Below are 24,435 nucleotides of genomic sequence, written 5' to 3' on the forward strand. Positions count from 1 at the left end.
AGCCTCTCTACAAGAGTGTGGTCTCGGCTCGATCCGCTGGTTTGACCAAGATTGTGGAGCGGCCGTCATGCCGCCTTTACAGGAAGGACTCTTCAATGACCCTCAATGCCATCGTGCAATGCCTGCGCATCATGATCCATTTTGCGGACCTGATCCTCAGGATTGTGGAAATGATCCAACGCTGAGGTGACGATTGGGACCCGGTTAGCAGACCGAGTCCCAAAAGCCTTGAGTCGGGATGGCTGCAACCGTCCAAACCCAGTGAAATGGCGGATGTCCGTCGCCATCCGTTTTCTAACCGATGACGGCACCGAAATCCAATTTGGAAGCCGGTGACACCTCGTATCAAACGATACCCATCCCCCGCATTTCCCGCTAAGCGCTGGTCCATCACAGCATAGCCATGCGACCCGCCAGTGCCCTACCGCGCGCCGGGCCGCTCGACCGGACCTGAAGACCTATGACCTCTGCCGTTACCGCCGATGCGCGCAAGACCATGAAATCCTTGTATCGTGCCCCCGAACCCGATGTCCTGAAGCCGCTGCTCGACCGCGCCGCAGCCACCCCGGAGATGCGCGAGCGGATCATGGGCCATGCCTCGGGCCTTCTCGCGGACCTGCGCGCGGCGCAGAATCGCGGTTGGGTAAACCAGTTCCTCCAGGAATATCGCCTCAACTCGTCCGAGGGCGTCGCGCTGCTGAGTCTCGCCGAGGCGTTTCTGCGCGTGCCCGATCCCGAGACGGCCGACCTCCTCATCGCCGATAAGCTGGGCGAGGCGGACTGGCGCGCGCATACCGGGCGGTCGGCGTCGAAGCTGGTCAACTCGGCCACCTGGGGCTTGGTCGTCGGCCGTGCGCTGGTGGGGGAGGGTGAGGCGGGGCCGCTCAAGCGGCTGTTGTCGCGCGCGGGTGAGCCGTTCGTGCGGCAGGCGGTCGGTGCCGCGATGCGGATGATGGGCGAGATCTTCGTGATGGGCCGCACCATCGAAGAGGCGATGCGCCGCATGAAGAAGCCCGAGAACAAGGGCTTCACCGCCAGCTTCGACATGCTGGGCGAGGCGGCGCGGACGCATGAGGATGCCGAGCGTTATTTCCAGGCCTATGTGAAGGCGATCGACGCGGTCGGCTCCGACCCGGCGGCGGGGCATTCGGTGTCGGTCAAGCTGTCGGCGCTCCACCCGCGTTACGAGCTGCCGCGCGCCTATGAATGCGTGCCCGCGCTCACCGACATGCTGGCGCAGCTCGCGCGTCAGGCGGCGGACAAGGGCATCGCGCTGACCGTCGATGCCGAGGAGTCCGAGCGGCTGGAGATGAGCCTCGACATCATCGGCGGCGTGGCTGCCCTCCCGGCGCTGAAGGGCTGGGACGGCTTCGGCATGGCGGTGCAGGCCTATGGCAAGCGCGCCCGCGCGGTCATCGCCTGGGCCAATGGCCTCGACCGGATCATGAACGTGCGGCTGGTCAAGGGCGCCTATTGGGACAGCGAGATCAAGCGCACCCAGGTCGAGGGGCTCAACGACTATCCGCTGTTCACCCGCAAGGCGGCGACCGACGTGTCCTATCTGGCGGTGGCCAAGGACATGCTGGCGGCGGAGAATATCCGCCCGGCCTTTGCCAGCCACAATGCGCTGACCGTCGCGACCATTTTGGAATGGGCGGGCAACAGCCACGACTTCGAGTTCCAGCGGCTGCACGGCATGGGCGACGGCCTGTACGAGCGGCTGGTGCGCGAACAGGGCCATAAGTGCCGCATCTATGCGCCGGTCGGCGGGCATCGCGACCTGCTGGCCTATCTGGTTCGGCGTTTGCTGGAGAATGGCGCGAACTCCAGCTTCGTGCATCAGCTGGCCGATGCGCGGCTGACCGAGGCGGAAATCCTGGCCGATCCGGTCGCCAAGATCGCCGCCGTGGGTGGCGCGCGCCACCCGAGCATCCCGCTGCCCATCGACCTGTTCGCGCCGGGGCATCGCAACTCGACCGGCATCGACCTGAGCGACATCGCGACGCTCGACGCCACGGTGAAGGCGGTGAATGCGCCTGCCGTGACGCCGGTCGCCGCCACCGCCGATGTGGCGTCGCTGGTCGCGCGCGCCCATGCGGCTTTCCCGGCCTGGAACGCGACGCCGCTCGACACTCGCGCTTCCGTGCTGGAAAAGCTTGCCGACCTGCTGGAGCAGGACCGCGAGCGGTTGATGGCGATCCTGGTGCAGGAGGCGTTCAAGACCATCCCCGACGCGATCGGCGAGGTCCGCGAGGCCGCCGATTTCTGTCGTTACTATGCGCAGCAGGCGCGGGCGCGGCTCGGCTCGGTCGAACTGCCCGGGCCGACGGGTGAGCGCAACACGCTGCACCTCGAAGGGCGCGGCGTCTGGGCGACGGTCGCGCCGTGGAACTTCCCGCTGGCGATCTTCCTCGGCCAGACGGTCGCGGCGCTCGTCACCGGCAACACCGTCGTCGCCAAGCCCGCGCCGCAGACGCCCGCCATCGCGCAGGCCGCTGTCGAACTGGCGTACCGGGCGGGCGTGCCCCGTGACGCGCTGCTGCTGGCGGTCGGCGGGCCGGAGGTCGGCCAGGCGCTGACCGAGGATCACCGGATTGCGGGCGTGGCCTTCACCGGATCGACCGCCACCGCCAAGCGGATCGCGCGGACCCTGGTGGCCGATGACGACCGCCCGATCGTGCCGCTGATCGCCGAGACCGGCGGCATCAACGCGATGATCGTCGATTCGACCGCTCTGCCCGAACAGGTGGTGGCGGACGTCATCACCTCGTCCTTCCGCTCGGCGGGGCAGCGTTGCTCGGCGCTCCGGCTGCTGCTGGTGCAGGCGGATGTCGCGGACAATGTCATCGAGATGCTCAAGGGTGCGATGGAGACGCTGGTGCTCGGCCCCACGGGCCAGCCGGCGACCGATGTCGGGCCGGTGATCGACCGCGCCGCCTATGATAAGCTGATGGCCTATCGCGCGGCCATGACGGCGCGCACGATCAAGACGCTGGACGCGCCCGCCGACGGGCTGTTCGTGCCGCCGACGCTGATCCGGCTCGACCGGGTGGAAGACCTGACTCAGGAATGGTTCGGCCCGATCCTGCACGTCGCCACCTGGGAAGCGGGCACGCTGTCCGAGACGATCGCGAAGGTGAATGCCAAGGGCTATGGCCTGACCATGGGCCTGCACAGCCGCATCGCCCGCGCCAGCGAGGTCGCCGAGAGCGAGGCGGCGGTCGGCAACCTCTATATCAACCGCTCGATGATCGGCGCGGTGGTGGGCAGCCAGCCCTTTGGTGGCGAGGGTCTGTCGGGCACCGGGCCCAAGGCGGGCGGGCCGCATTACCTGTACCGCTTCTGTGCGGAGCGGGCGGTGTCGGTGGACACGACCTCGGCGGGCGGCAACGCGACGCTGTTGTCGCTGGACGAAGGCGGGATCTGACGGCCGCCACACCCTCACCCTTCCGGCGCTTCGCGCCTCCCTCCCTCTCCCAATGGGAGAGGGAAGGGGCCCGCCCGCTCTAGCGGGTGGGAAGGGTGAGGGTGTTCGCTCAGGCCCGATGCACCTCGACCGGCTGGACCTGCGGATAGGGCATGACCAGCGTCCCGTCCGGTGCGGCGGTGTAGGTCGTCTGCGTCGGATAGGGGATGGAAATCCCCTCCGCCGCGAAGCGCTTCATCAGCGTGACGAGCATCCGGTTGCGCAGGTCGTGCGCGGTGGCCCAGTCGTCGCCGGGCACGTCGAACTGGAGCGCGAAATCCAGGCTCGACGCGCCGAAGCTCTCGAACCCGGCGCGGGCGACCTTGCCACCTTCGCCCTCGACGATCTCGGTCAACAGGGCGGGGATGCGCGCCAGCGTCTCGGGCGGGGTTTCATAGGCGACGCCGATCATGAACGACAGCCGGACATGGTCGCGCACGGTCGTGTTCTGGATTTCCTTGTCGAGCAGATTGCGGTTGGAGATGATCCGCAACTCGCCGGTAAAGGCGCGGATGCGGGTGGATTTCAGGCCGATCGCCTCGATCACGCCGTTCGTATTGTCGTAACTGATCTTGTCGCCGCGCCGGAACGGGCGGTCGAAGATGATGGCGAGCGCGGCGAACAGGTCGCCGAAAATCCCTTGCGCCGCCAGACCGATGGCGATGCCGCCGACGCCCAGACCCGCGACCAGGCCGGTGACGTTCACGCCCAGATTGTCGAGCACCACGACCAGCGCGACGGCGAACAGCACCGCTGTGACCAGCAGCCGGATCAGCCCCATCGCCGAGAGCAGCGCCTCGCCCGAATAATGTTCGGACTGGGTGCGGTGCTCGATCGTGCCGAGGATCAGTTCGCGCGCCCAGATCGCGGCCTGGAACGCGCTGGCGATGGTGAAGAAGAAGCTGATCGTCTTGGCGACTTCGCCCGGCGCGCCCGCATAGCCCGCGACCAGTTGCGCGGCGAGCGTGACGATGAAGAACATGTTCGTCCGCGCAATCGCATGGCCCAGGATTATGCCCCAGCCCCCTGCGAAGCCGGGGCGGCTGCACAGCTTGTCGCCCAGCCTGCGGACCCAGAGCAGCGCCAGTACGATAACGGCACCTATGCCGATCGCGATCAGCACCTTGAGCCAGTAATCCTGCACCCATTGATAGGTTGCGTTGACGATGCCCCCGACCTGGTCGGGAATGCGGGAGCCGTCGAAGATCGGCGCCTTGGGCGAGGATTTCGCCATGGGGACTCCTTGAATACGGGGGCGGTCAGGCCGCCTTGCTGGCCGGGGTTCCGGCCTCCAGAAATGCGATCAGCCCGCACTCGACGCGGGACAGCCCCGCGCGCGCACGCGGCAGGCGCAGGGTCTTGCGAAACGCTGCTTGGCCCTCTTTGACGAGCGCGATCAGCGAGGGGTGGACATAGGATTTGCGCGCGATGGCGGGGGTGTTGCCCAGCTTTGCGACCACGGGCTCCAGCATCGCCTTCAGGCTGAGGTCCGCCTCGGCCAGCGCCAGCGCCTCGAACGCCGCCACGCTGGCGGCCCAGGTGCGGAAATGCTTGGCGGTGAAGTCGCAGCCCGTGGCCTCGCGGATATAGCCATTCACGTCCGACGAGGTGACCGGATTGGCCTCGCCATCCTCGTCCACCCAGGCGAACAGATGCTGTTCGTCCAGATCCTGGCACCGCTTCACGAAGCTGGCGAGCGAGCGGTCGGTCAGGGTCATGTCGCGCATCTTGCCCGACTTGCCCCGGTAACGCAGGCGCAAGGTGGTGCCCTTCACCTGCCCGTGACGCTTGCGTAGCGTCGTCGCGCCGAAACTCTTGTTGGTCGCGGCATAGGCTTCGTTGCCGACGCGGATATGGCCGTTGTCGAGCAGCCGGACGACGGCGGCGACCGCGCGATCCTTGCACAGGCCGCGCTTCTTCAGGTCCGCCTCCACCCGCTTGCGGAGCCGGGGCAGGGCATGGCCGAACGCGGCGCAGCGTTCATATTTCGCCGCTTCCTGCGCCTCGCGGAAATCGGCGTGATAGCGATATTGCTTGCGCCCCTTCTCGTCCCAGCCGACCGCCTGGATATGGCCGTTGGCGCGCGGGCAGAACCAGGCGTCCCGATAGGCGGGGGGCAGGCCGATGCGATTCAGCCGGTCGATTTCGTCGCGATCGGTGATCCGCTCGCCTTTCGGGCTCCAATAGGCCCATTGGCCGCGAACCTTGGTCCGGGTGATGCCGGGCTTGCTGTCGTCGCAAAAGACTAATCGGGTGGCCATCGCTCTCTCTCGGGTCGTCCTTGCAAATGCGTCGCTGGTCGCTTCGTTCCGGAACGGCCGATGCGGTCGCGGGTTCTGACTGGGCCGATCCCCCCAGGCATTCCCGACAGGAGTTTTCATCATGGCCGATCTTTCCCAGGCACGCGTCCTGATGCTCGCCGCCGACGGATTCGAGACCGTCGAGCTGTTCAAGCCCCGCCAAGCGCTGGAAGACGCCGGTGCGAAGGTGACGCTCGCCTCGCTCAAGTCCGACCCGATCCAGGGCATGGAAGGCGACATCAACAAGGCGGAGACCGCGACCCCCGACCTGACCGTCGACGAGGTCGATACCGACGATTACGATGCGCTCGTCATCCCCGGCGGCACCTGCAACCCCGACAAGCTGCGCCTGAACGAGCGCGCGGTCGAGATCGTCACCGAATTCATGGAGGACGACAAGATCGTCGCCGCCATCTGCCACGGCCCCTGGCTGCTGGCCGAGGCGGACGTGATCGATGGGCGTCGCCTGACCAGCTATCCCTCGATCCGCACCGACCTGTCCAATGCGGGCGCGGACGTGGTGGACGAGGAGGTCGTGGTCGACGGCAATCTCATCACCAGCCGCAAGCCGGATGACATCCCCGCCTTCAACCAGGCGATCCTGACCGCGCTGGAAGACGAACTGGCCGACGAGGAAGAAACCGAAGAGGCATAAACTCAATCCTCCCCATCGCAGATGGGGAGGGGGACCGCCGCGAAGCGGTGGTGGAGGGGCGGGCGACATTTGCCCCTCCACCACGCCCTGCGGGCGCGGTCCCCCTCCCCGAGCAAGCTCAGGGAGGAATGGGTCTCGCATCCCTTCGCGGGACGATCGCGGGCGTCGCATCCTTTGCCCATGCATGGCAGGATGCGGCGCCCGTTCGCTTTTTCAGGATGTCCTCCATGCGCCTGGTTCCGCTCCTATTTCTCGGCATGACGTCGGTCGCCGCCCTCGCGCAGGGCAGTGGTCCGCCCTTCACGGTCGGCGGGCGAGGCTTCGGCACGTTGCAGGAGGCGGTGACGGCGATCGGCGATGGCGACGGGACCATCCGGATCGCGCCGGGCACGTACCGCGAATGCGCGGTGCAGACGACGGGGCGGATTGCCTATATCGCCGCCGAGCCGGGCAAGACGATCTTCACCCGCATCGCCTGCGAGGGGAAGGCGGCGCTGGTCCTGCGCGGTCGCGGCGCGCAGGTGCAGGGCATCGTGTTCAGCCATATCGAGGTCGGCGACGGCAATGGCGCGGGCATCCGCATCGAGAAGGGGCCGCTGTCGGTCAGCAACGCGATGTTCCTCGACAGCCAGTCGGGCATCCTGTCCGCCGACGATCCCAACGGCACGGTCAGCGTCGACCATTCGACCTTTTCGGGGCTGGGCCATGACCCGACCGGCACCGGCGCGCATGGCATCTATATGGGCCGCTACCGGTCGCTGCGCGTCACCGCCTGCCGGTTCGAGCGCGGGCAGGGCGGCCATTATGTCAAGACGCGCGCGCCCTATGTCGAGGTGCTGGACAGCAGCTTCGACGACAGCCACGGCCATATGACCAACTACATGATCGACCTGTCCAACGGGGCGAAGGGGCGGATCGCGGGCAATGAGTTCGTGTTCGGCCGCGACAAGGACAATCACTCGACGCTGATCACCGTCGCGCCCGAGGGGGCGAAGAACGACTCGTCGGGGCTGGTGGTCGAGAACAACCGCGCGCGGCTGGCGCCCGGCGCGGGCTTCAATCCGGTGTTCGTCGGCAACTGGGCGGGCGAGCCTCTGGTGATCCGCGGCAACATCCTGGGCCCCGGCATCACGTCGACGGCGCGAAAGTGGTAGGGCGGAACAGCGGCTTGTGCCGCGCCTCGCGCGTCTTGCGGGTCAGATAGGTGTCGAGCCCGATCTGCGCGGCCATCAGCTGATAGAGGAAGGGGTTGAACGCGATCCCGACGAACGCCCCGCCCAGCAGATAGATCAGGTGCCCATGCTGGAGCGCGCCCGCCAGCTGTCCGCCCCAGTGCAGCGGATCGCTGGCGGCCCGGTAACGGCGGCGCAGCGCCTCCATCCGCAGGATCCCCGCCACATTGATCCCCAGCCACAGGAACAGTCCCGGCCAGCCCTGTTCGCCCAACATCTCGAAATAGCTGGAGTGATAGGCGCGCGCGCGGTCGGTGGTGACGCGCTTCTCCACCTTCGAGTCATGCGCCGAGCCCTCGACCGAGGTCAGGTCGAACCGCACCGAGTTTTGCAGATAGGCCTCGAACCCGCCCCCGAACGGGTTGGAGGTCGCATAGTCGAGCGTCCATTTCCACACCGCCAGCCGGGTCGAGGCGGACTCGTCCCCCTGATAGGTGCGGATGGTGTTCATCCGCTGCGTATAGGAGGAGGGCAGCAGCGGCACGACCGCCACCCCGGCGGCCGCCAGCGCGCCGATATAGAGCAGCCGCCGTTTGACGTCGCGCAGCATCAGGATCGCCAGCAGCCCGATGCACAACAGCCCGGTCCGTGCCGAGGTCCCGACCGGGATCAGCAGACAGGCGAAGATCAGCCCCAGCCCGAACACCCGCACCCGCCAGTCGGGTGGGAAGATCGTGCCGTGCCGCATCAGCCACAATATGGTCGGAATGACCGAGATGGCGACCGCCGAGATGATGCTGCCCTCGTACAGTCCGGTATTGTTGTTCACCATCAGGTTGAGTTCGCCGTAACCGCCGCCGCTGACCAGCGTCTTGACCCCGCCGACGATGACGATCGACGCCAGCGACAGGACCATGAACAGCAGCAGCGCCTCGATCCGCAACCGGGTGCGCAGGGTCAGCGGCAGGAAGACGGCAAAGGCCAGCGCCTTCCACACCCATCCCCATTTGTCCGCCGCCTCGATCGGGAAATCGGCCCCGAAATAGGTGGTGATCCCGCAATAGATCAGCAGCATCAGGATGCCCGCCTGCCGCGCGGTGAACCGGCTGTCCCGCTTGTCGTCGACCAGCGCCCAGGCCCCGACCGCCGCGACCACCGCGATCAGCGAGATCGGCACGGCGTTCAGCAGATAATAGGTCAGCCGCTGGGGCGAGACGATGTCGATATAGATATAGGTCAGCACCAGCAGGAACGGGCGGCGCAGGCCCATGCCGAACAGGCTGACCAGAAAGCCGATCAGGAACAGGTCACGCATCGCCGCGTGGCCGTTCGCCGGGGCGTTTGATTCGCGACGGACGCTCGACCTCGCCCTCCTGGTCCAGATCGCGGCGGGTCAGCAGGCGCCACGCCGCCAGCAGCATCAGGCCATGGGTCAGCAGCAGGGCGAAACTGTCGATCATCGCCCCTCCTTCCCATTCCAAAACGGCGCGGTCGGCCACGCTTATAAACCCACGGTTGACGCGGCGTTAAGGGGTGGCATGACAGGCGTAACGCCATGCGTATCCTGCATATCCTCGACCACGGTCTGCCGCTGCAAAGCGGATACACGTTCCGGACGCGCGCGATCCTGAGGGCGCAGGTCGCCCAGGGGCATCAGGTGGCGGCTGTGACCGGGCCGCGTCAGGGCAGGGGCGAAGGCGGGGTCGAGATGCTCGACGGGCTGACCTTCTACCGCACCCCCAGCGCGACCGGCACGCCCAACGGGCTGGTCGGCGAGGCGAGGGGGATGGCCGCGCATGTCCGGGCGATCGGCGCGGCGGTCGACGCGTTCCGGCCCGATATTCTCCATGCCCATTCGCCGGTGCTCGATGCGCTGGCCGCCTGGGTCGTGGCCCGGCGACGCAAATTGCCGCTGGTCTATGAAATCCGCGCCTTCTGGGAGGATGCGGCGGTCGGCAACGGCACGGGCGTCGAGGGCAGCCGCCGCTACCGTGCGACCCGTGCGCTGGAAGGCTGGGCCTGTGCGCGGGCCGATGCGGTCGCGGTCATCTGCGAAGGGCTGCGCGGCGACCTGATCGCGCGGGGAATCGCGGCGGACAAGATCATCGTCTCGCCCAATGGCGTCGACCTGACCCTGTTCGGCCGCCCGCCCGCGCGCGACGACGCATTGGCGCGCGAGCTGGGGCTGGACGATGCGGAGGTCATCGGCTTCATCGGCAGCTTCTATGATTATGAGGGGCTGGACGACCTGATCGCCGCCATGCCCCGTCTGGTCGCGGCACGGCCCCGCGCGCGGCTGCTGCTGGTCGGCGGCGGTCCGATGGAGGCGGCCTTGCGGGCGCAGGCGCAGGCCTCGCCGGTGGCGTCGGCGATCCGCTTCATCGGGCGGGTGCCGCATCAGGCGGTAGAGCGCTATTACGGGCTGGTCGATATCCTCGCCTATCCGCGCAAGAAGATGCGGCTGACCGATCTTGTCACGCCGCTGAAACCGCTGGAGGCCATGGCGCAGCGGCGGCTGGTCGCGGCGTCCGATGTCGGCGGGCATCGCGAGCTGATCCGCGACGGCGAGACGGGGACGCTGTTCCCGCCCGACGATCCGGTCGCGCTGGCCGACGCGCTGGCGGACCTGCTGTCGAATCGCGGGATATGGGAGGCGCGGCGCGATGCGGGGCGATATTTTGTTGAAACCGAACGCGATTGGGCCTCGAATATCCGCCGTTACGAACCTGTTTACCGAAACCTGCTAGGCAAGGCGCCGATCGGATCATGACCTTCACCGCGACGCCTTCCCCCTATCGCTTCGTGCCCGCGCTGGTCGGCGGGGCGTTCGGCGTACTGCTCGCCTTCATCCTGCTCGTCGCGCCGGTCTGGCGCCTGGAAATGCTGGTCGCGCAGCTGGGGCTCGCCGATATCTTCTCCGCCGCGCAACCGCCCTTGGGCGTCAAGGCGCGGCTGTTGCTGGCGTTCGGGATCGGTGCGGGCGGCGGGGCCGTCCTGTGGGCCGCGACCTATCTTCTCTGGGGTCCGGGCGGGCTGCTGGCCCGGCGCGCCAAGGCCGAGGATGCCGAGGACGAGGATTATGTCCCCAGCGTCCGCCGCTCCGACCGCCACCCCGATGCGCCGCCGCGTCGCCCGCTGCTCGCCGCCGAACTGGGCGCGCCACCGCCCCCGCCGGAGGACGAGGACATGCCCGACATAGAGCGGACGCTTCCCGCCGATCTCGACATGCCGCTGGCCGCGTTCGATCCGGACGCGATCCGCGCCGTCCCGCGCGAACCGGTCCGCGCCGAACCCGAACCCATGCCGATCCCCGCGATGCGCGAGCCCATTGCCGAGGAACGCGGCGGCGCGCTGCCGCTTCGCGGGGACGAATCGATCGAGGCGATGCTGGAACGGCTGGAGCGCGAAACCGCGCTGCGCAAGGCGCACCGGCAGGGATAAGGCGCTTCGGGCCGAGTCGTAACGGGGGCTCCGGCTTAAAGAGGATTTGGTTCGCGCAGAGGCGCGGAGGACGCAGAGGCGTCGCCGCCCGGGGATGCGTGGCCCCTCTCTTCACATGCGGAAGGGCGTGATTTTCGAAACCCTATCTCTGCGTCCTCTGCGCCTCTGCGCGAACCTCATTTTGCCTTGAGGCTCCCCCCACGGCGCGCAACGCTCACGCGAACGGATGACGGGCAAAGCGCGGACCCGGCCACCGCGAAAAACCAAACGCCCGCCCGGACGAATCCGGACGGGCGTCTGATGCCATCGGCAAGAGGAGCGGGCCACCGGCCCGCCCCCGACGGGCGGCTTAGGCCGCCAGCTTGCGCAGCACGTACTGCAGGATGCCGCCGTTCAGGAAATATTCCAGCTCGTTGACGGTATCGATGCGGCACTTGGTCAGGAAGGTCTCGGTCGAGCCGTCCTTGCGGGTCAGGATCACCTCGACATCCTGACGCGGACGGATCGCCGCCACGTTCTGGATGGTGAAGCTCTCGGTGCCGTCCAGCTTCAGCGTCTCGCGGGTCACGCCCTCGGCGAACTGAAGCGGCAGGACGCCCATGCCGACCAGGTTCGAGCGGTGGATACGCTCGAAGCTCTCGGTGATGACCGCGCGCACGCCGAGCAGGTTGGTGCCCTTCGCCGCCCAGTCGCGCGACGAGCCGGTGCCATATTCCTTGCCCGCGATGATGACGAGCGGCGTGCCGTCGGCCTTGTGACGCATCGCGGCGTCATAGATCGGCATCACTTCGCCGTCATACTGGGTCATGCCGCCTTCGACGCCCGGCACCATCTCGTTCTTGATGCGGATATTGGCGAAGGTGCCGCGCATCATCACGTCATGGTTGCCGCGACGCGCGCCATAGGAGTTGAAGTCCTTCTTGGCGACCTGATGCTCCTGCAGGAAGATGCCTGCCGGGCTGTCGGCCTTGATCGAACCGGCCGGGCTGATGTGGTCGGTGGTGATCGAGTCGCCCAGGATGGCAAGCGGCTTGGCCTCGATGATGTCGGTGACGGGCTTCGGCGTCATCTCCATGCCCTCGAAATAGGGCGGGTTGGCGACATAGGTCGAAGCGGCGGGCCAGCTATAGGTGTCCGAGCCGGTCACCTCGATCGCCGACCACTTGGCGTCGCCCGCATAGACATTGCCGTAGCGCGAACGGAACATCTCGTCGTCGATGTTCGCATCCATCAGGCTGCGGACTTCGTCGTTCGAGGGCCAGATGTCCTTCAGGTAGACGTCCTGGCCGTCCTTGCCCTGGCCGATCGGCGTCTCACGCATGTCCTGCGTGACGGTGCCCTTCAGCGCATAGGCCACCACGAGCGGCGGCGAGGCGAGGAAGTTGGCGCGCACGTCGGGCGACACGCGGCCCTCGAAGTTGCGGTTGCCCGACAGGACCGAGGCCGCGACGATGTCGTTGCCGTTGATCGCCTTCGAGATCGGCTCGGCGAGCGGACCCGAATTGCCGATGCAGGTGGTACAGCCATAGCCGACCAGGTTGAAGCCGATCGCGTCGAGATCGGCGGTCAGGCCCGCCTTGTCGAGGTAATCGGTCACGACCTGCGAACCGGGGGCGAGCGAGGTCTTGACCCAGGGCTTGGGCTTCAGGCCCAGCGCGTTCGCCTTGCGGGCGACCAGGCCGGCGGCGACCAGCACGCTCGGGTTCGAGGTGTTGGTGCAGCTGGTGATCGCGGCGATCACGACGTCGCCGTCGCCGATGTCATGGCCACGATCGTCGACCGCGACGCGCTTGGCCTCGTCCTTCTTGTACACCTTGGCGAGGTCGGCGTTGAACACGTCGTCGACTTCGGTGAGGACGACCTTGTCCTGCGGACGCTTCGGACCCGCCAGCGACGGCACGACCGTCGACATGTCGAGTTCCAGCGTGTCGGTGAAGACGGGGTCGGCGGCATCGTCATGACGCCAGAAGCCGTTCGCCTTGGCATAGGCCTCGACCAGCGCGACATTCTCGTCCGAACGCGCGGTCAGGCGCATATAGTCGAGCGTCTTGTCGTCGACCGGGAAGAAGCCGCAGGTCGCGCCATATTCGGGCGCCATGTTGGCGATCGTCGCACGGTCGGCGAGCGTCATCGACGACAGGCCGGGGCCATAGAATTCGACGAAGCGGCCGACCACGCCCTTGGCGCGCAGCATCTGGGTGATGGTCAGCACCAGGTCGGTGGCGGTGATGCCTTCCTGGAGCTTGCCGGTCAGCTTGAAGCCGACGACCTCGGGGATCAGCATCGACACGGGCTGGCCGAGCATCGCGGCTTCCGCCTCGATCCCGCCGACGCCCCAGCCGAGCACGCCCAGGCCGTTGATCATCGTGGTGTGGCTGTCGGTGCCGACCAGCGTGTCCGGGTACGCGATCGCGGACGAGCCGGTCGCATGCTCGCCGGTCTCGGTCGAGGACCAGATGGCCTGGCCGATATATTCCAGGTTCACCTGGTGGCAGATGCCGGTGCCCGGCGGCACGACCGAGAAATTGTCGAGCGCCTTCGAGCCCCACTTCAGGAACTCATAGCGTTCCATGTTGCGCTGGTACTCGAGGTCGACATTGTCCTCGAACGCCTGCGGCGTGCCGAACTCGTCCACCATGACCGAGTGGTCGATGACGAGGTGGACGGGGACCTGCGGATTGATCTTGGCCGCGTCGCCGCCCAGCTTGGTGATCGCGTCGCGCATCGCGGCGAGGTCGACCACGCAAGGCACGCCGGTGAAGTCCTGCATCAGCACGCGGGCCGGGCGATACTGGATTTCGCGGTCCGAACGCTGGGTCTTCTGCCAGTCGACGATCGCCTGGATATCCTCGCGCGTGACGGTCGTGCCGTCCTCGAAGCGCAGCAGATTCTCCAGCAGCACCTTCATCGAGAAGGGCAGGCGGCTGATGTCGCCGAGCTGCTCGGATGCCTTGGCGAGGCTGAAATAATCATAGGTCTTGCCGTCGACGTTCAGCGTCGAGCGGGTCTTCAGGCTGTCCTGGCCTATCGCAGTCATGGGCGTCCCTTCTTGGTCGAGCCGAGCACGCCCGGGGGACACGGCAGCATGCAGCCGCGAGCAGGCGCGCCGGGAATAAATCCGGTAGACGCCAGCGGCCTTAGCAATGGCGGGGCCGACAGGGAAGGGTGTCAAGTTGCGGAAACGCCGTCGTCCCGCCCTTTCCGACAATGCCCTCTCCCGCAACCATCGCAACCGGCGGTGCTGTCGTGGAAAATCCGTGGAACAGCTGTGCCGAATGACGGGTTGAGCCGTCATGGATGGAGTTCGGATAATGCACGGCCTGATCGTTTCACGATTCCCCGCATCGGATAGGGGGCACGAAGCGGTAACGGCGCGTTCGCCATTGTCCGCGATACGCCGCGACGCGCGTACCGATGGTGGATGGCGGTGATGGCGAAGGACACGCCCCAATCGCCCCGCCTACCCGACCCGATCGTCGCGGTCGGCCTGCTCACCCAGCGCGATTTGGACGTGCTGGGGTCGGGTTTCCGGCGGTCCTTCCCGGTCCAGGAGGATACGGCGTTCGACGATCTGTTGAAGGCGCTCGATTCGATCGAGGGAATCGCGTCCTCGACCCGGCGCGAGTGAGGCCGACGGAGGCCGATCCAAATCCTTAAATATTCGTGTCCTGGCCAGATCGGACGCCAAATTGGACAAGGAGTGTCTTGGCGAGGCACCACTCTCGCGGCTAGGGCGTGGAACGCACGCGGGCGATCCGCCCGGCGTGGCCGGAAAAAGTGATGACCCCCGAACGTTTCGCCCTGTTGACCCGCCGCCATCGCGAATGTCTGCGCGGGGTGAAGGCCTTGAAAGGGTCCAAGGAAATCGCCGCCGAGCTGGGGCTCGGGAAATCCACCGTCGACAGCTATCTGACCGAGGCCGTTCGCCTGCTGGGCGCACGCAATCGCCGCGACGCGGCCATCGCACTGGCCGATTTCGAGGCCCATGAAAATGACCAAGTCCCTGAAATCGAAGCGGAACCTGCCCCGCATAAAATCATACCCGATTCTGCGGGGCTAGTTTCCGAACCGACGCCCATGCCACTTCCGATGGCACCGGATGGGAGTACGGTCGGCGGGGCGGTGCAGGGCGGCCATGTCCACGCATCGCCCCGCTTGTCTCTCCCGGTCCGGCGTCAGGGCCAGGCCCGCAACGACATGACCATGGCCGAAAGGCTGCTGTGGATACCCACGATCGCCGTCGCGCTCGCCATCGGCTTCGGCATGCTGGCGACGGGACTCGATGTGATGACCCGGGTCATCGGGCGGCTGTCGCACCTTGGCTGACGGCAATGTGCCATGCCGCCGGGAGCGGGCATGGTCGAAATCGGGGGCAAGCGATGATGACCGAACATGAATCGGCACTTCAGGTGACCGAGCTGCTGTGGAAGCTGGAAAACGATCTCGACGCGGCCTTCGCGACGGCGGGCGCATTGGCGATGGCCCTGCCGCGGGCACGGGCCGAGGCGAAGCTGTCGGCGGTCGTCGGCCAGCACGCCTTCGAGATGCTGGGCCAGGCGATGATGGCGATCGGCCAGGCGCGCGGCCATACGGTGCAGAGCCACCGCATCCTCGAAAAGGTCGGCAAGACGATCGGCTTCGACGCCGACGAATATGGCGACAATCGGCCCAAGCCGCCCGAAGTCACCGGCACGGTGTCGCCGATGCCGCTGCGCGCCGCGGCCTGATCCGACAGGCACGGCGTGTCCGACCCATCATCCAGGCAGCGGGGCACGCCGTGACTCACGTCTATGTCTTCAACTTCCTGCAAGGGCTGGTCTGCCTCTATGCGCTGACGCTGGGGGGATGGCCCGAACGCACCACCGCCGTGATCCTGCTGTGCGCCTCGGTCGCGACGGTGGTCCTGCCCTTCGATCCGTCGACCAGCTTTCACCGTGTCGAGGCGCTGGAGCTGGGCATCGACCTGGCGTTGATGATGGGGCTGACCGGCGTGGCTTTGCTGGCCAACCGGTTCTGGCCGCTATGGCTGGCCGCCTTCCATCTGCTGGCGGTGGGGATTCACGGGGTCAAGGGCTTCGACCCGGCGCTGATGCCGTGGATGTATGCGGCGGCGGGCGGCAAGCTGGCCTATCCCATGCTCGTCCTGCTGGGGATGGGGGTGCTGCGCCATCGCATCCGGCTGGCGCGCTATGGCACCGATCCCGACTGGACCCTGCCATGGCGGGGCGGCGAGCGGCATGGAGCCTGAATTTCGCCTGCTGCACTGGCCCGAGGCGGATCGCGCGAGCTTCCAGCATTTCGTAGAGGTCATGGCGGACGTGCAGACCCGTATCGCCGCCATTTCGGGGACGCCCGGCGGTGTGCCGGTGCCGCGTGCGCCGCGCGTGCCGACCCCGCGGGAATGCGCGCGGATGATCCTGAACCAGCGGATCGAGCTGCGCCGGATCGCGGGGTCCTGTGCCGACATGTTCGGCGACCCGGCCTGGGAGATCATCATCGCGCTGTTCGAGGCGGGCGAGCCGCTGTCCGACGAGGCGCTGCTGGACGCGATCGGCCTGCCGCCGGAGGGTCTGACCGGCCCCCGCTGGATCGCGCTGCTCGTCCAGCGCGGCTGGGTCGAGCGCCACGAGGACGGATTGACGCTGGGCGCACCCGCCGAGGCGATGCTGACCCGGTATTTCGCAGGGTTTTGAGCGCGATCGGACGGGGTGAAACTCCTGACGCGGCCAAGGGTTCAAGGGACACGGGCAAAGGCAAGGAGACGGATGAGATGGCCGAGGATAATGGCGGCGGCGCAGGTGCGATCGGTGGCGACATGGGCACCGGCGCCTTTGCCGACCGGGTGAAGGGCGCGGGCGAGGCGATGCAGGCGACCGGCCAGAAGATGGCCGAGGGCGGATCGCAGGTCACGCTCAAGATGCTGGAACAGGCCGAAACCAACACGCGCGAGGCTTTCGCCGCGATGCGCTCGGCGGCCTCGGCCAAGGATCTGGGCGACGTGATGCGCATCCAGACCGAGTTCCTGCGCGAACAGGGCAATCGCTCGATGGCGCAGGCGCGCGAGATCGGCGAGCTGATCGTCCAGTTCGGTCGCGACGCCGTCGGCGCGGCGCGCGGGTCCGGCAATTAGGGCCGATCGACAGTCAGCGATGCCTTATCCTTCCCTCGCCCCTCGTTAGAGGGGAGAGGGTTGCGCAGACTTGGCCTTTGCGAAAGCAAAGGCTTAGTCGGAGCTGGGTGAGGGGTGGGCGCTCGCTTCGCGAGCGCGCGAGCCTTTGGGCTCGCTCGCCCCCTCACCCAAGCTGCGCTAGCCAGCAGGCTGGCAAGCTTCGCTAACCCTCTCCTCTGTCCAGGGGAGAGGAAAGAAGACGCAATCCTGACGGCATTCCGCCCGGCGCGCGAGGCGGCCGGGCGGGATCGCTTCAGCCGGCGGGGCTGACCGGCACCGGGCCGTTGGCCGTCGCCTCCAGCAGCGAGTCGCCGCCCAGCACCCGGTAGAGGGCGACGCGGTTGCTCGCCGCCGTCAGCTGGGTCGCGATCACCGTGCGCTGCGCCGAATAGAGCGAGCGCTGCGCATCCAGCGTGTTTAGGAAGGGCGTGATTCCGCCGCGATAGCTGGCTTCGGTCAGGCGATAGGTATCCGCCGCCGCCGTCAGGAAGCGGCGATTAGCGCCCAGCTGATCGGCGATGGTCCCCTGCCGGGCCAGCGCATCGGCGGTTTCCTGGAACGCGGTCTGGATCGTCTTTTCATAGGTCGCCAGCGCGGCGTCACGCTGCGCCTCCGAATAGCGGACCCCGGCGACGCCCGCGCCCGCCTGGAAGATCGGATAGCTGACCGACGGCGCGACCGAATAGTTGAAGCTGCCGCCCGAGAAGAGCGAGGACAGCGCGGTGCTGGCAAAGCCGACCAGCCCGGTCAGCGAAATACGCGGGAACAGCGCCGCGCGCGCCGCACCGATCTGGCCATTGGTCGCGCGCAGCTGATATTCGGCCTGCACCACATCGGGGCGGCGCAGCAGGATGCCCGAATCGAGCCCGGCGGGCAGGGTGGCGATGGTGGGGGCGGCCTCCTCGATCGATGCGGGGAGCAGGCTGGTCTCGATCGGCGCGCCGACCAGCAGTTGCAGCGCGTTGACGTCCTGCGCCACGGCGGTCTTCTGTTGCGCGAGATCGGCCTGCGCGGTGGCGAGCACCTGTTCGGCCTGCCGCAGGTCGGTGCGCGGCGCGATGCCGCCCTCCAACCGGGCGCGGGTCAGCGTGACGCTGCGCTCGGCACTCGCGGCGGTCTGCTGCGCGATGGCGAGCAGGCTCTGGTCCGCGCCATAGTTCAGCCAGGCATCGGCGATGTCGCCGACCAGCGTCAGCCGGGTCGCCCGCGCCCCCGCCTCGGTCGCGAAATAGCGGTCGAGTGCGGCGCCGGTCAGCGACCGCACGCGCCCGAACAGGTCCAGCTCGAACGCGGTCGTGCCCAGATTGACCGACCAGGCGCTGCCATTGCCGCCCGAGCTGGTGACGATCGAGCCGCCGGTGCCCCCGGTTCCGACACCCGTCCCGGTTCCGCCGGTGCCGACACCACCCGTGCCCGTCCCCGTTCCGCCGGTTCCGGTGCCTGTGCCGCCATTGCCGACCGCCTGGCTCGCCGCGCCGCCCGATCCGCGATCGGTATAGCTGTAGCGGCCGGTGGCATCGACCTGCGGCAACAGGCTGGCGCGCTGGATGCGATATTGCGCCCGCGTCGCGGCGATGTTGGCGGCCGCCACGCGCAGGTCGCGATTGTTCGCCAGCGCCTGCGCGATCAGCCGTTGCAGCCGCGCGTCGCGGAAGATGTCGCTGTAGCGCACGCTGGGCAGCGCCGCCTCCGACTGACGGAGATAGGCATCGCCGACCGGCCAGGAGGCCGGCACCGGCAAGGCGGGCTGGACATATTTGGGCGCCATCGAACAGCCCGACAGGGCGGTGGCGGCCAGCAGGATCGCGGGCAGGGGGGATGGAATACGCATCAGGCCTTCTCCGCGCCTTCGGTGGCGGGGGGACGATGCCCCGCGCCATGCTCGCTCGTCGGACGCCCCCGCAGACGGGCCAGGCCGTTGCGCACCGACCGGCGGACCAGCACGAAGAAGAGCGGGATATAGAAGATCGCGAGCACGGTCGCCGTCAGCATGCCCCCGATCACCGCCGTGCCGATCGCGATCCGGCTGTTCGCGCCCGCGCCGGTCGAGATGGCGAGCGGCAGCACGCCGAAGATGAAGGCGAAGCTGGTCATCAGGATCGGCCGCAGGCGGATCTTGGCCGCCTCCAGCGCGGCGTCGATGATCCGCTTGCCCTGTTTCTCCGCCTGCTCGGCGAACTCGATCATCAGGATGGCGTTCTTGGCCGCCAGCCCCATCGTCGTCAGCAGGCCGATCTGGAGATAGACGTCGTTGGTCAGCCCGCGCAATGTCACGAAGGCGACCGCGCCGATCAGGCCCAGCGGGATGACCAGCAGCACGGCGAACGGGATCGACCAGCTTTCATAGAGCGCGGCCAGGCACAGGAAGACGACCAGGATCGACAGCCCGTACAGGATCGGCGCCTGCCCGCCCGACAGCCGTTCCTGATAGGACAGCCCCGCCCAGGCGACCGAGGTGCCGGGGATATCCGCCGCCAGCTCGGTCATCCGCTGCATCGCGTCGCCCGAGCTGTAGCCCGGCGCGGCCGATCCCTGGAATTCATAGGAAGGGATGCCGTTGAACCGCGACAGGGTGGTCGGCGCCACGCCCCAGTTGATCGTCGAGAAGGATGAGAAGGGCGCCATCTGCCCGCTCGACCCGCGGACGAACCATTGCTTCAGGTCCTCGGGCTCGGCGCGGTACGGCGCGTCGCCCTGGACATAGACGCGCTTCACCCGGCCCCGGTCGATGAAGTCGTTGACATATTGCCCGCCCCAGGCGGTGGACAGCGTGCTGTTGACCTGCTGCTGCGAGAGGCCGAGCGCGGACAGCTTCTGCTGGTCCAGGTCGACGCGCAGCGTGGCGATGTCGGGCAGTTCGGTCAGGCGGACCGAGGCCAGCTTGGGATCGGCATTGGCCTTGGCGAGCAGTTCGTCGCGCACCGCCTCGAACTTCTCCAGCGGCATGCCGGAGGTATTCTGCAACTCCATGGTGAAGCCGTCCGACTGGCCAAGGCCGCGCACGGCGGGGGGGACCAGCGCGAAGACCTGCGCGTCGCGCAAGCCCCGGAACGCGGCGGAGGCGCGGCCGGTGATCGCATCGGCGCTGTTTTCCTTGCCCTTGCGATCGGCCCAGTCGACGAAGTTGATGAAGCCTTGGCCGGTATTCTGGCCGCTGGTGCCGCCACCGCCGCCGCCCGCGACCGAGAACAGCACCTGGACGTTCTTGCCCTCATGCTGCGCGAAATATTGCTCGACGCGGCGCTGGATCTCCATGGTGCGGTTCTGCGTCGCACCGGCGGGCAGGCGGAACTGGACGATGGCCGCGCCCTGATCCTCGGTCGGCAGGAAGCCGGTGGGCAGGCGCAGGAACAGGATCGCCAGCAGCGCGACGACGCCGACATAGATCAGCAGGAACAGCCATTTGCGGTCGACCACGGTGCGCACGGCCGAGACATATTTCTCGACCGTCCAGTCGAAGCGGCGGTTGAACCCGTCCTTCGCGCGCTGGAGCCCGTGCGCCACGCGTGGGAATTTGCGGTCGAGCCAGGCGCCGTCCTCGCCCTCCTTCGCCTTCTGCTTGAGCAGCGTCGCGGTCAGCGCGGGCGACAGGATGATCGCGACCGCCACCGACAGGATCATCGCCGAGACGATGGTGATCGAGAACTGGCGATAGATGACGCCGGTCGACCCGCCGAAGAACGCCATCGGCAGGAACACCGCCGACAGGACCAGCGCGATGGCGACCAGCGCTACCGTGATCTCGCGCATCGACTCGATCGTCGCCTCGCGCGGGGTCATGTCGGGATTTTCCTCGAGCAGACGCTCGACATTCTCCACGACCACGATCGCGTCGTCGACCAGCAGACCGATCGCCAGCACCAGCCCGAACAGGGTCAGCGTGTTGATCGAGAAGCCCGCCATATAGAAGATGGCGAAGGTGCCCAGCAGCACCACCGGCACCGCGATCGTCGGGACCAGGGTCGCGCGCCAGCTTTGCAGGAAAACGAACATGACGATGACGACGAGGATGATCGCCTCGATCAGCGTCTTGACCACCTCGTCGATCGACAGCTTGATGAAGGCGGTGGTGTCGTTGGCATAGGCGACCTTCAGGCCCGGCGGAAAGCCCTTGGCGACGCGGGTGATCTCGGCCTTGACCAGTTCGGCGGTCTTCAGCGCGTCGGCGCCCGGCGCCATCAGCACGGCGATACCGGCGCCCGGATGCTGGTTGATCCGGCTGACCGCGGCATAGCTTTCCGCACCCAGCTCGATCCGCGCCACGTCGGACAGCTTGACGGTCGCGCCGTTGTTCAGCGTCTTGACGATGATCTCGCGGAACTGCTCGGGCGTCTGGAGTCGCGACTGCGAGGTTACGGTGGCGTTGAGCATCTGGGTCGAGGCGGACGGCGTGCCGCCGACCTCGCCCGCCGCGACCTCGGTATTCTGGTTCTGGATCGCGGTGGTCACGTCCGAGGGCATCAGCTGGTACGAGGCCAGCTTTTCCGGGTTCAGCCAGATGCGCATCGCATATTGCGATCCGAACACGTTGGTGTCGCCGACACCCTGGATACGGCCCAGCGGGTCCTGGAGATTGGAGACGAGATAGTCGGAGACGTCCTGGTTCGTCATCCGGTTCGTCTCGTCATAGACGCCCGCGATCAACAGGAAGTCGGGGTTCGACTTGCGGACGACCAGGCCTTGTTGCTGCACCTGTTGCGGCAGGCGTGCGACCGCCTGCTGGACCTGGTTCTGGACCTGGACCTGCGCGATGTCGGGGTCGGTGCCCTTGGCGAAGGTGGCGGTGATCGACACCGAGCCGCGGCTGGACGAGGAGGACTGGAAATAGAGCAGCCCGTCGATGCCGGTCAGCTGCTGTTCGATGACCTGGGTGACCGAGTTCTGCAGCGTCTGCGCCGAGGCGCCGGGGAAGGTGGCGCGGATCGACACCTGGGGCGGGGCGACGTCGGGATATTGCGCGATGGGCAGGCCCATGATCGCGCCGACGCCCGCCAGCATGACGATGATGGCAAGGACCCAGGCGAAGATGGGACGATCGATGAAGACGCGGCTGAGCATGGTCCGGTCAGCCCGCCTTGCCCTTGGCGGCCTGCATCGTCTTCATCTGTTCGGGCGAGGGGGGCTGGACCTTTTGCGGGCTGTTGGCGGGCACCGCGCGCACGCTCTGGCCGTCGCGCAGGTTGGACAGGCCCTGGGTGATGATGCGGTCGCCGGGCTTCAGCCCGTCGGTGACCACCCAGAAGCTGCCCTGCGTGCGTTCGGCCTTCACCGTCTTCTGCTGCACCTTGTCGTTCGGCCCGACGACGAACAGCGTCGCATTGCCCTTCGCGTCGCGCGACACCGCCTGCTGGGGGACCAGATAGGCGCTGGTATCGATCGCCTGCGCGAACCGCGCGCGGACGAACATGCCGGGCAGCAGCAGCCCCTGCGGATTGGGGAAGCGCGCGCGCAGCGTCACGGTGCCGGTCTGGGGATCGACCACCGCCTCGGCGAACTCGACCGTGCCGACCTGCCCGTAATCGGTGCCGTCCTCCAGCCGCAGCCGGACCTGCGCGCTGGCGGGGATCAGGCCGTCGCGCGCCGACAGGCTGCGCCGCAGCGACAACAGGTCGCTCGCCGACTGCTGGATATCGACGAAGATCGGGTCGAGCCGCTGGATCTGCGCCAGCGGATCGGTCTGGTTCGAGCTGACCAGCGCGCCGACGGTGAACAGCGAGCGGCCGATCCGCCCGCTGATCGGCGCGGGGACGGTGGTGAATTGCAGGTTCACCCGCGCCGTTTCCAGCGCGGCGCGGGTCTGGGCGACCTGGGCCGCCGCCTGGCGGGCGCTGGCCTGGGCATTGGTATAGTCCTGCTTCGAGATCGCCTCGATCTGCGCCAGCGGGCGATAGCGTTCGGCCTGGATCCGGGTCGCCTCGGCATTGGCCTGCGCGCTTTGCAGGTTCGCGGCGGCCTGGTTGGCGGCGGCGCGATAGAGGCGGGGATCGATCTCGTAGAGCGGCTGGCCGCGCTTGACGAGCGCGCCCTCGGTGAACAGGCGGCGGCGGATGATGCCGGTCACCTGCGGCCGGACGTCGGAGCTTTCAAAGGCGCTGGTCCGCGCGGCCAGTTCGGTCACGATCGGGGCGTTGGTCGGCTGCACGGTCACGAAGCCGACGGTCGGCGTCGCCTGCGCGCCATTGCGTCCCTTGGCGGCGCCACCCGCTTCCTTCCCGCCGCATCCCGACAGCGTCAGCAGTGCGACGGCCATGGCCGTACCGGCGAGCATGCCGTGCCCGCGAAAACCTGCAAAGTTCAATTCGTCCACCTGCCTGAAAAGTCCGGCCGCGCGCCCGGCATGCGCGAAAATGCGCGACCGGGACGAAACGTTGCTGAGCGCCAACAAATTGCACGTGGCGGGTCCGAAAAGGCAAGTGATGATGGCCTAATCCTCCTGCCTTAATTGTCGCAAATTGTCGCGCCGCGGCAAAACCGCGCCGGGTGGGGAGCCTTTGCGTTTCTCAAGCATTTTCAAACGACATGACCGATCGCGATGCCGATAAGCGCCTGGCCGCTGCCGCAGCGGTCGATGAGGTTTGCGACAACATGCTCGTCGGACTGGGAACGGGATCGACGGCCGCCCACGCCATCGCCGCGCTGGCCGCCCGAAAGCTGAGGATCGACGCCGTCGCCACCTCCGAGGCGAGCGCCGCGCTGGCGACGTCGCTGGGGATTCGGGTGCGCGATTTCGCCACGGTCTCGCGCGTCGACCTGGCGATCGATGGCGCGGATGCGATCGATGCGCGACTGCGCGCGGTCAAGGGCGCGGGCGGCGCGATGCTGCGCGAAAAGGTCGTGGCGGCGTCCGCCGACCGGATGATCGTGATCGCCGATGGGGCGAAACGCGTGGCGCGTCTGGGCGGCGCGCCGCTGCCGGTCGAGATACTGCCCTTTGCGGCGGCCTTTGCGACGTCGCGGGTGGCGCAACTGTTCGTCCGCTGCGTCGAGCGTCAGGATTACCGGACCGACAATGGCAATATCGTCATCGACGGCCATGGCTGGGACGATGCGGCCCCGCATGCGCTGGCGGACGCGCTGATGGCGATCCCCGGCGTCGTCGGGCATGGCCTGTTCCTCAGCGAAATCGATGCCGCCTATATTGCCGACGACGGAATCGTTACCCGGCTGGAACGGGGGCGGAACCCGCGCTAAGGCCGGTGACGCATGGCAACCAGGATCGTTCGCGCCCGCGT

General features: G+C 67.4%; 20 protein-coding genes. 12 read left to right on the forward strand and 8 right to left on the reverse strand.

Annotation, left to right across the window (positions count from 1 at the left end; translation table 11 throughout):
- Window positions 1–496 precede the first annotated feature (496 nt).
- Complete coding sequence (locus tag QE363_RS06015) at window positions 497–3,427, forward strand: L-glutamate gamma-semialdehyde dehydrogenase (protein WP_405053209.1); 2,931 nt, start codon at window positions 497–499, stop codon at window positions 3,425–3,427.
- A gap of 109 nt (window positions 3,428–3,536) precedes the next feature.
- On the opposite strand, the gene QE363_RS06020 is transcribed toward QE363_RS06015, so the two are convergent.
- Window positions 3,537–4,700 (reverse strand): mechanosensitive ion channel domain-containing protein, encoded by a 1,164-nt coding sequence (locus QE363_RS06020; RefSeq protein ID WP_309693129.1) that lies wholly within the window; start codon window positions 4,698–4,700, stop codon window positions 3,537–3,539.
- A gap of 25 nt (window positions 4,701–4,725) precedes the next feature.
- Window positions 4,726–5,727 (reverse strand): DNA topoisomerase IB, encoded by a 1,002-nt coding sequence (locus QE363_RS06025; RefSeq protein ID WP_309693132.1) that lies wholly within the window; start codon window positions 5,725–5,727, stop codon window positions 4,726–4,728.
- Window positions 5,728–5,848: 121 nt separating this feature from the next.
- Here QE363_RS06025 and QE363_RS06030 point away from each other — a divergent pair, with 121 nt between their 5' ends.
- Together QE363_RS06030 and QE363_RS06035 are read left to right on the forward strand one after the other, a co-directional pair.
- Window positions 5,849–6,421: a type 1 glutamine amidotransferase domain-containing protein gene (locus tag QE363_RS06030; RefSeq protein WP_309693136.1), complete on the forward strand. Its 573-nt coding sequence runs from the start codon at window positions 5,849–5,851 to the stop codon at window positions 6,419–6,421.
- Between the two features lie 227 nt (window positions 6,422–6,648).
- The gene (locus QE363_RS06035) at window positions 6,649–7,575 is read left to right on the forward strand and encodes a right-handed parallel beta-helix repeat-containing protein (protein ID WP_309693139.1); all 927 of its coding nucleotides are present in this window, start codon (window positions 6,649–6,651) and stop codon (window positions 7,573–7,575) included.
- Here QE363_RS06035 and QE363_RS06040 read toward each other — a convergent pair.
- Together QE363_RS06040 and QE363_RS06045 are read right to left on the reverse strand one after the other, a co-directional pair.
- Window positions 7,550–8,908 carry a putative O-glycosylation ligase, exosortase A system-associated gene (locus tag QE363_RS06040; protein WP_309693142.1) on the reverse strand — a complete coding sequence of 453 codons (1,359 nt, stop codon included), beginning with the start codon at window positions 8,906–8,908 and terminating at the stop codon, window positions 7,550–7,552. The genes QE363_RS06035 and QE363_RS06040 overlap by 26 nt on opposite strands.
- Entirely contained in the window at window positions 8,901–9,053 is a 153-nt protein-coding gene (locus QE363_RS06045) for a hypothetical protein (protein ID WP_307103216.1), read from the reverse strand. Before QE363_RS06045 ends, QE363_RS06040 begins: the two co-directional genes overlap by 8 nt.
- Window positions 9,054–9,148: 95 nt before the next feature.
- Between QE363_RS06045 and QE363_RS06050 the strand changes: the two genes are divergently transcribed.
- Window positions 9,149–10,363: a TIGR04063 family PEP-CTERM/XrtA system glycosyltransferase gene (locus tag QE363_RS06050; RefSeq protein WP_309693148.1), complete on the forward strand. Its 1,215-nt coding sequence runs from the start codon at window positions 9,149–9,151 to the stop codon at window positions 10,361–10,363.
- Window positions 10,360–11,034 (forward strand): hypothetical protein, encoded by a 675-nt coding sequence (locus tag QE363_RS06055; protein ID WP_309693151.1) that lies wholly within the window; start codon window positions 10,360–10,362, stop codon window positions 11,032–11,034. The genes QE363_RS06050 and QE363_RS06055 overlap by 4 nt, the downstream gene beginning before the upstream one ends.
- Before the next feature lie 349 nt (window positions 11,035–11,383).
- Here QE363_RS06055 and acnA read toward each other — a convergent pair whose 3' ends face one another.
- Window positions 11,384–14,071: an aconitate hydratase AcnA gene (gene acnA, locus QE363_RS06060; protein WP_307103222.1), complete on the reverse strand. Its 2,688-nt coding sequence runs from the start codon at window positions 14,069–14,071 to the stop codon at window positions 11,384–11,386.
- A 393-nt stretch (window positions 14,072–14,464) separates the two neighbouring features.
- Between acnA and QE363_RS06065 the strand changes: the two genes are divergently transcribed.
- The 6 genes from QE363_RS06065 to QE363_RS06090 all read left to right on the forward strand — a co-directional run bounded on the left by QE363_RS06065 (window position 14,465) and on the right by QE363_RS06090 (window position 17,164).
- The gene (locus tag QE363_RS06065; RefSeq protein ID WP_309693154.1) at window positions 14,465–14,662 is read left to right on the forward strand and encodes a hypothetical protein; all 198 of its coding nucleotides are present in this window, start codon (window positions 14,465–14,467) and stop codon (window positions 14,660–14,662) included.
- A 152-nt stretch (window positions 14,663–14,814) separates the two neighbouring features.
- Window positions 14,815–15,360 (forward strand): helix-turn-helix transcriptional regulator, encoded by a 546-nt coding sequence (locus QE363_RS06070; protein WP_309693156.1) that lies wholly within the window; start codon window positions 14,815–14,817, stop codon window positions 15,358–15,360.
- Between the two features lie 53 nt (window positions 15,361–15,413).
- Window positions 15,414–15,761 (forward strand): hypothetical protein, encoded by a 348-nt coding sequence (locus QE363_RS06075; RefSeq protein WP_307103229.1) that lies wholly within the window; start codon window positions 15,414–15,416, stop codon window positions 15,759–15,761.
- Window positions 15,762–15,811: 50 nt separating this feature from the next.
- Window positions 15,812–16,282, forward strand: a complete 471-nt coding sequence (locus tag QE363_RS06080) for a hypothetical protein (RefSeq protein ID WP_307103231.1) — start codon at window positions 15,812–15,814, stop codon at window positions 16,280–16,282.
- Window positions 16,272–16,727 carry a hypothetical protein gene (locus tag QE363_RS06085; RefSeq protein ID WP_309693161.1) on the forward strand — a complete coding sequence of 152 codons (456 nt, stop codon included), beginning with the start codon at window positions 16,272–16,274 and terminating at the stop codon, window positions 16,725–16,727. Before QE363_RS06080 ends, QE363_RS06085 begins: the two co-directional genes overlap by 11 nt.
- A 77-nt stretch (window positions 16,728–16,804) precedes the next feature.
- Entirely contained in the window at window positions 16,805–17,164 is a 360-nt protein-coding gene (locus QE363_RS06090) for a phasin family protein (protein ID WP_307103235.1), read from the forward strand.
- A 292-nt stretch (window positions 17,165–17,456) separates the two neighbouring features.
- Here the strand turns inward: QE363_RS06090 and QE363_RS06095 are convergent, their stop codons facing one another.
- Genes QE363_RS06095 through QE363_RS06105 form a run of 3 tightly spaced genes read right to left on the reverse strand, consistent with a single transcriptional unit; the run spans window position 17,457 to window position 23,471 of the window.
- Entirely contained in the window at window positions 17,457–19,034 is a 1,578-nt protein-coding gene (locus QE363_RS06095; RefSeq protein ID WP_309693164.1) for an efflux transporter outer membrane subunit, read from the reverse strand.
- Complete coding sequence (locus QE363_RS06100; RefSeq protein WP_309693166.1) at window positions 19,034–22,261, reverse strand: efflux RND transporter permease subunit; 3,228 nt, start codon at window positions 22,259–22,261, stop codon at window positions 19,034–19,036. The genes QE363_RS06095 and QE363_RS06100 overlap by 1 nt, the downstream gene beginning before the upstream one ends.
- A gap of 7 nt (window positions 22,262–22,268) precedes the next feature.
- Window positions 22,269–23,471, reverse strand: a complete 1,203-nt coding sequence (locus QE363_RS06105; RefSeq protein WP_309693168.1) for an efflux RND transporter periplasmic adaptor subunit — start codon at window positions 23,469–23,471, stop codon at window positions 22,269–22,271.
- 251 nt (window positions 23,472–23,722) lie between these two features.
- Between QE363_RS06105 and rpiA the strand changes: the two genes are divergently transcribed.
- On the forward strand, window positions 23,723–24,394 hold the full coding sequence (gene rpiA / locus QE363_RS06110; RefSeq protein ID WP_309693171.1) for a ribose-5-phosphate isomerase RpiA: 672 nt from the start codon (window positions 23,723–23,725) through the stop codon (window positions 24,392–24,394).
- Window positions 24,395–24,435: the final 41 nt, after the last annotated feature.

It is taken from the genome of Sphingomonas sp. SORGH_AS_0870, assembly GCF_031453175.1.
Lineage (GTDB): Bacteria > Pseudomonadota > Alphaproteobacteria > Sphingomonadales > Sphingomonadaceae > Sphingomonas.

Bases quoted from the DNA above. Each gene is read 5' to 3' on its own strand.
- QE363_RS06015 (WP_405053209.1), top strand. From the start codon at position 497: ATGAAATCCTTGTATCGTGCCCCCGAACCCGATGTCCTGAAGCCGCTG.
- QE363_RS06020 (WP_309693129.1), bottom strand. From the start codon at position 4,700: ATGGCGAAATCCTCGCCCAAGGCGCCGATCTTCGACGGCTCCCGCATT.
- QE363_RS06025 (WP_309693132.1), bottom strand. From the start codon at position 5,727: ATGGCCACCCGATTAGTCTTTTGCGACGACAGCAAGCCCGGCATCACC.
- QE363_RS06030 (WP_309693136.1), top strand. From the start codon at position 5,849: ATGGCCGATCTTTCCCAGGCACGCGTCCTGATGCTCGCCGCCGACGGA.
- QE363_RS06035 (WP_309693139.1), top strand. From the start codon at position 6,649: ATGCGCCTGGTTCCGCTCCTATTTCTCGGCATGACGTCGGTCGCCGCC.
- QE363_RS06040 (WP_309693142.1), bottom strand. From the start codon at position 8,908: ATGCGTGACCTGTTCCTGATCGGCTTTCTGGTCAGCCTGTTCGGCATG.
- QE363_RS06045 (WP_307103216.1), bottom strand. From the start codon at position 9,053: ATGATCGACAGTTTCGCCCTGCTGCTGACCCATGGCCTGATGCTGCTG.
- QE363_RS06050 (WP_309693148.1), top strand. From the start codon at position 9,149: ATGCGTATCCTGCATATCCTCGACCACGGTCTGCCGCTGCAAAGCGGA.
- QE363_RS06055 (WP_309693151.1), top strand. From the start codon at position 10,360: ATGACCTTCACCGCGACGCCTTCCCCCTATCGCTTCGTGCCCGCGCTG.
- acnA (WP_307103222.1), bottom strand. From the start codon at position 14,071: ATGACTGCGATAGGCCAGGACAGCCTGAAGACCCGCTCGACGCTGAAC.
- QE363_RS06065 (WP_309693154.1), top strand. From the start codon at position 14,465: ATGGCGAAGGACACGCCCCAATCGCCCCGCCTACCCGACCCGATCGTC.
- QE363_RS06070 (WP_309693156.1), top strand. From the start codon at position 14,815: ATGACCCCCGAACGTTTCGCCCTGTTGACCCGCCGCCATCGCGAATGT.
- QE363_RS06075 (WP_307103229.1), top strand. From the start codon at position 15,414: ATGATGACCGAACATGAATCGGCACTTCAGGTGACCGAGCTGCTGTGG.
- QE363_RS06085 (WP_309693161.1), top strand. From the start codon at position 16,272: ATGGAGCCTGAATTTCGCCTGCTGCACTGGCCCGAGGCGGATCGCGCG.
- QE363_RS06090 (WP_307103235.1), top strand. From the start codon at position 16,805: ATGGCCGAGGATAATGGCGGCGGCGCAGGTGCGATCGGTGGCGACATG.
- QE363_RS06095 (WP_309693164.1), bottom strand. From the start codon at position 19,034: ATGCGTATTCCATCCCCCCTGCCCGCGATCCTGCTGGCCGCCACCGCC.
- QE363_RS06100 (WP_309693166.1), bottom strand. From the start codon at position 22,261: ATGCTCAGCCGCGTCTTCATCGATCGTCCCATCTTCGCCTGGGTCCTT.
- QE363_RS06105 (WP_309693168.1), bottom strand. From the start codon at position 23,471: ATGCTCGCCGGTACGGCCATGGCCGTCGCACTGCTGACGCTGTCGGGA.
- rpiA (WP_309693171.1), top strand. From the start codon at position 23,723: ATGACCGATCGCGATGCCGATAAGCGCCTGGCCGCTGCCGCAGCGGTC.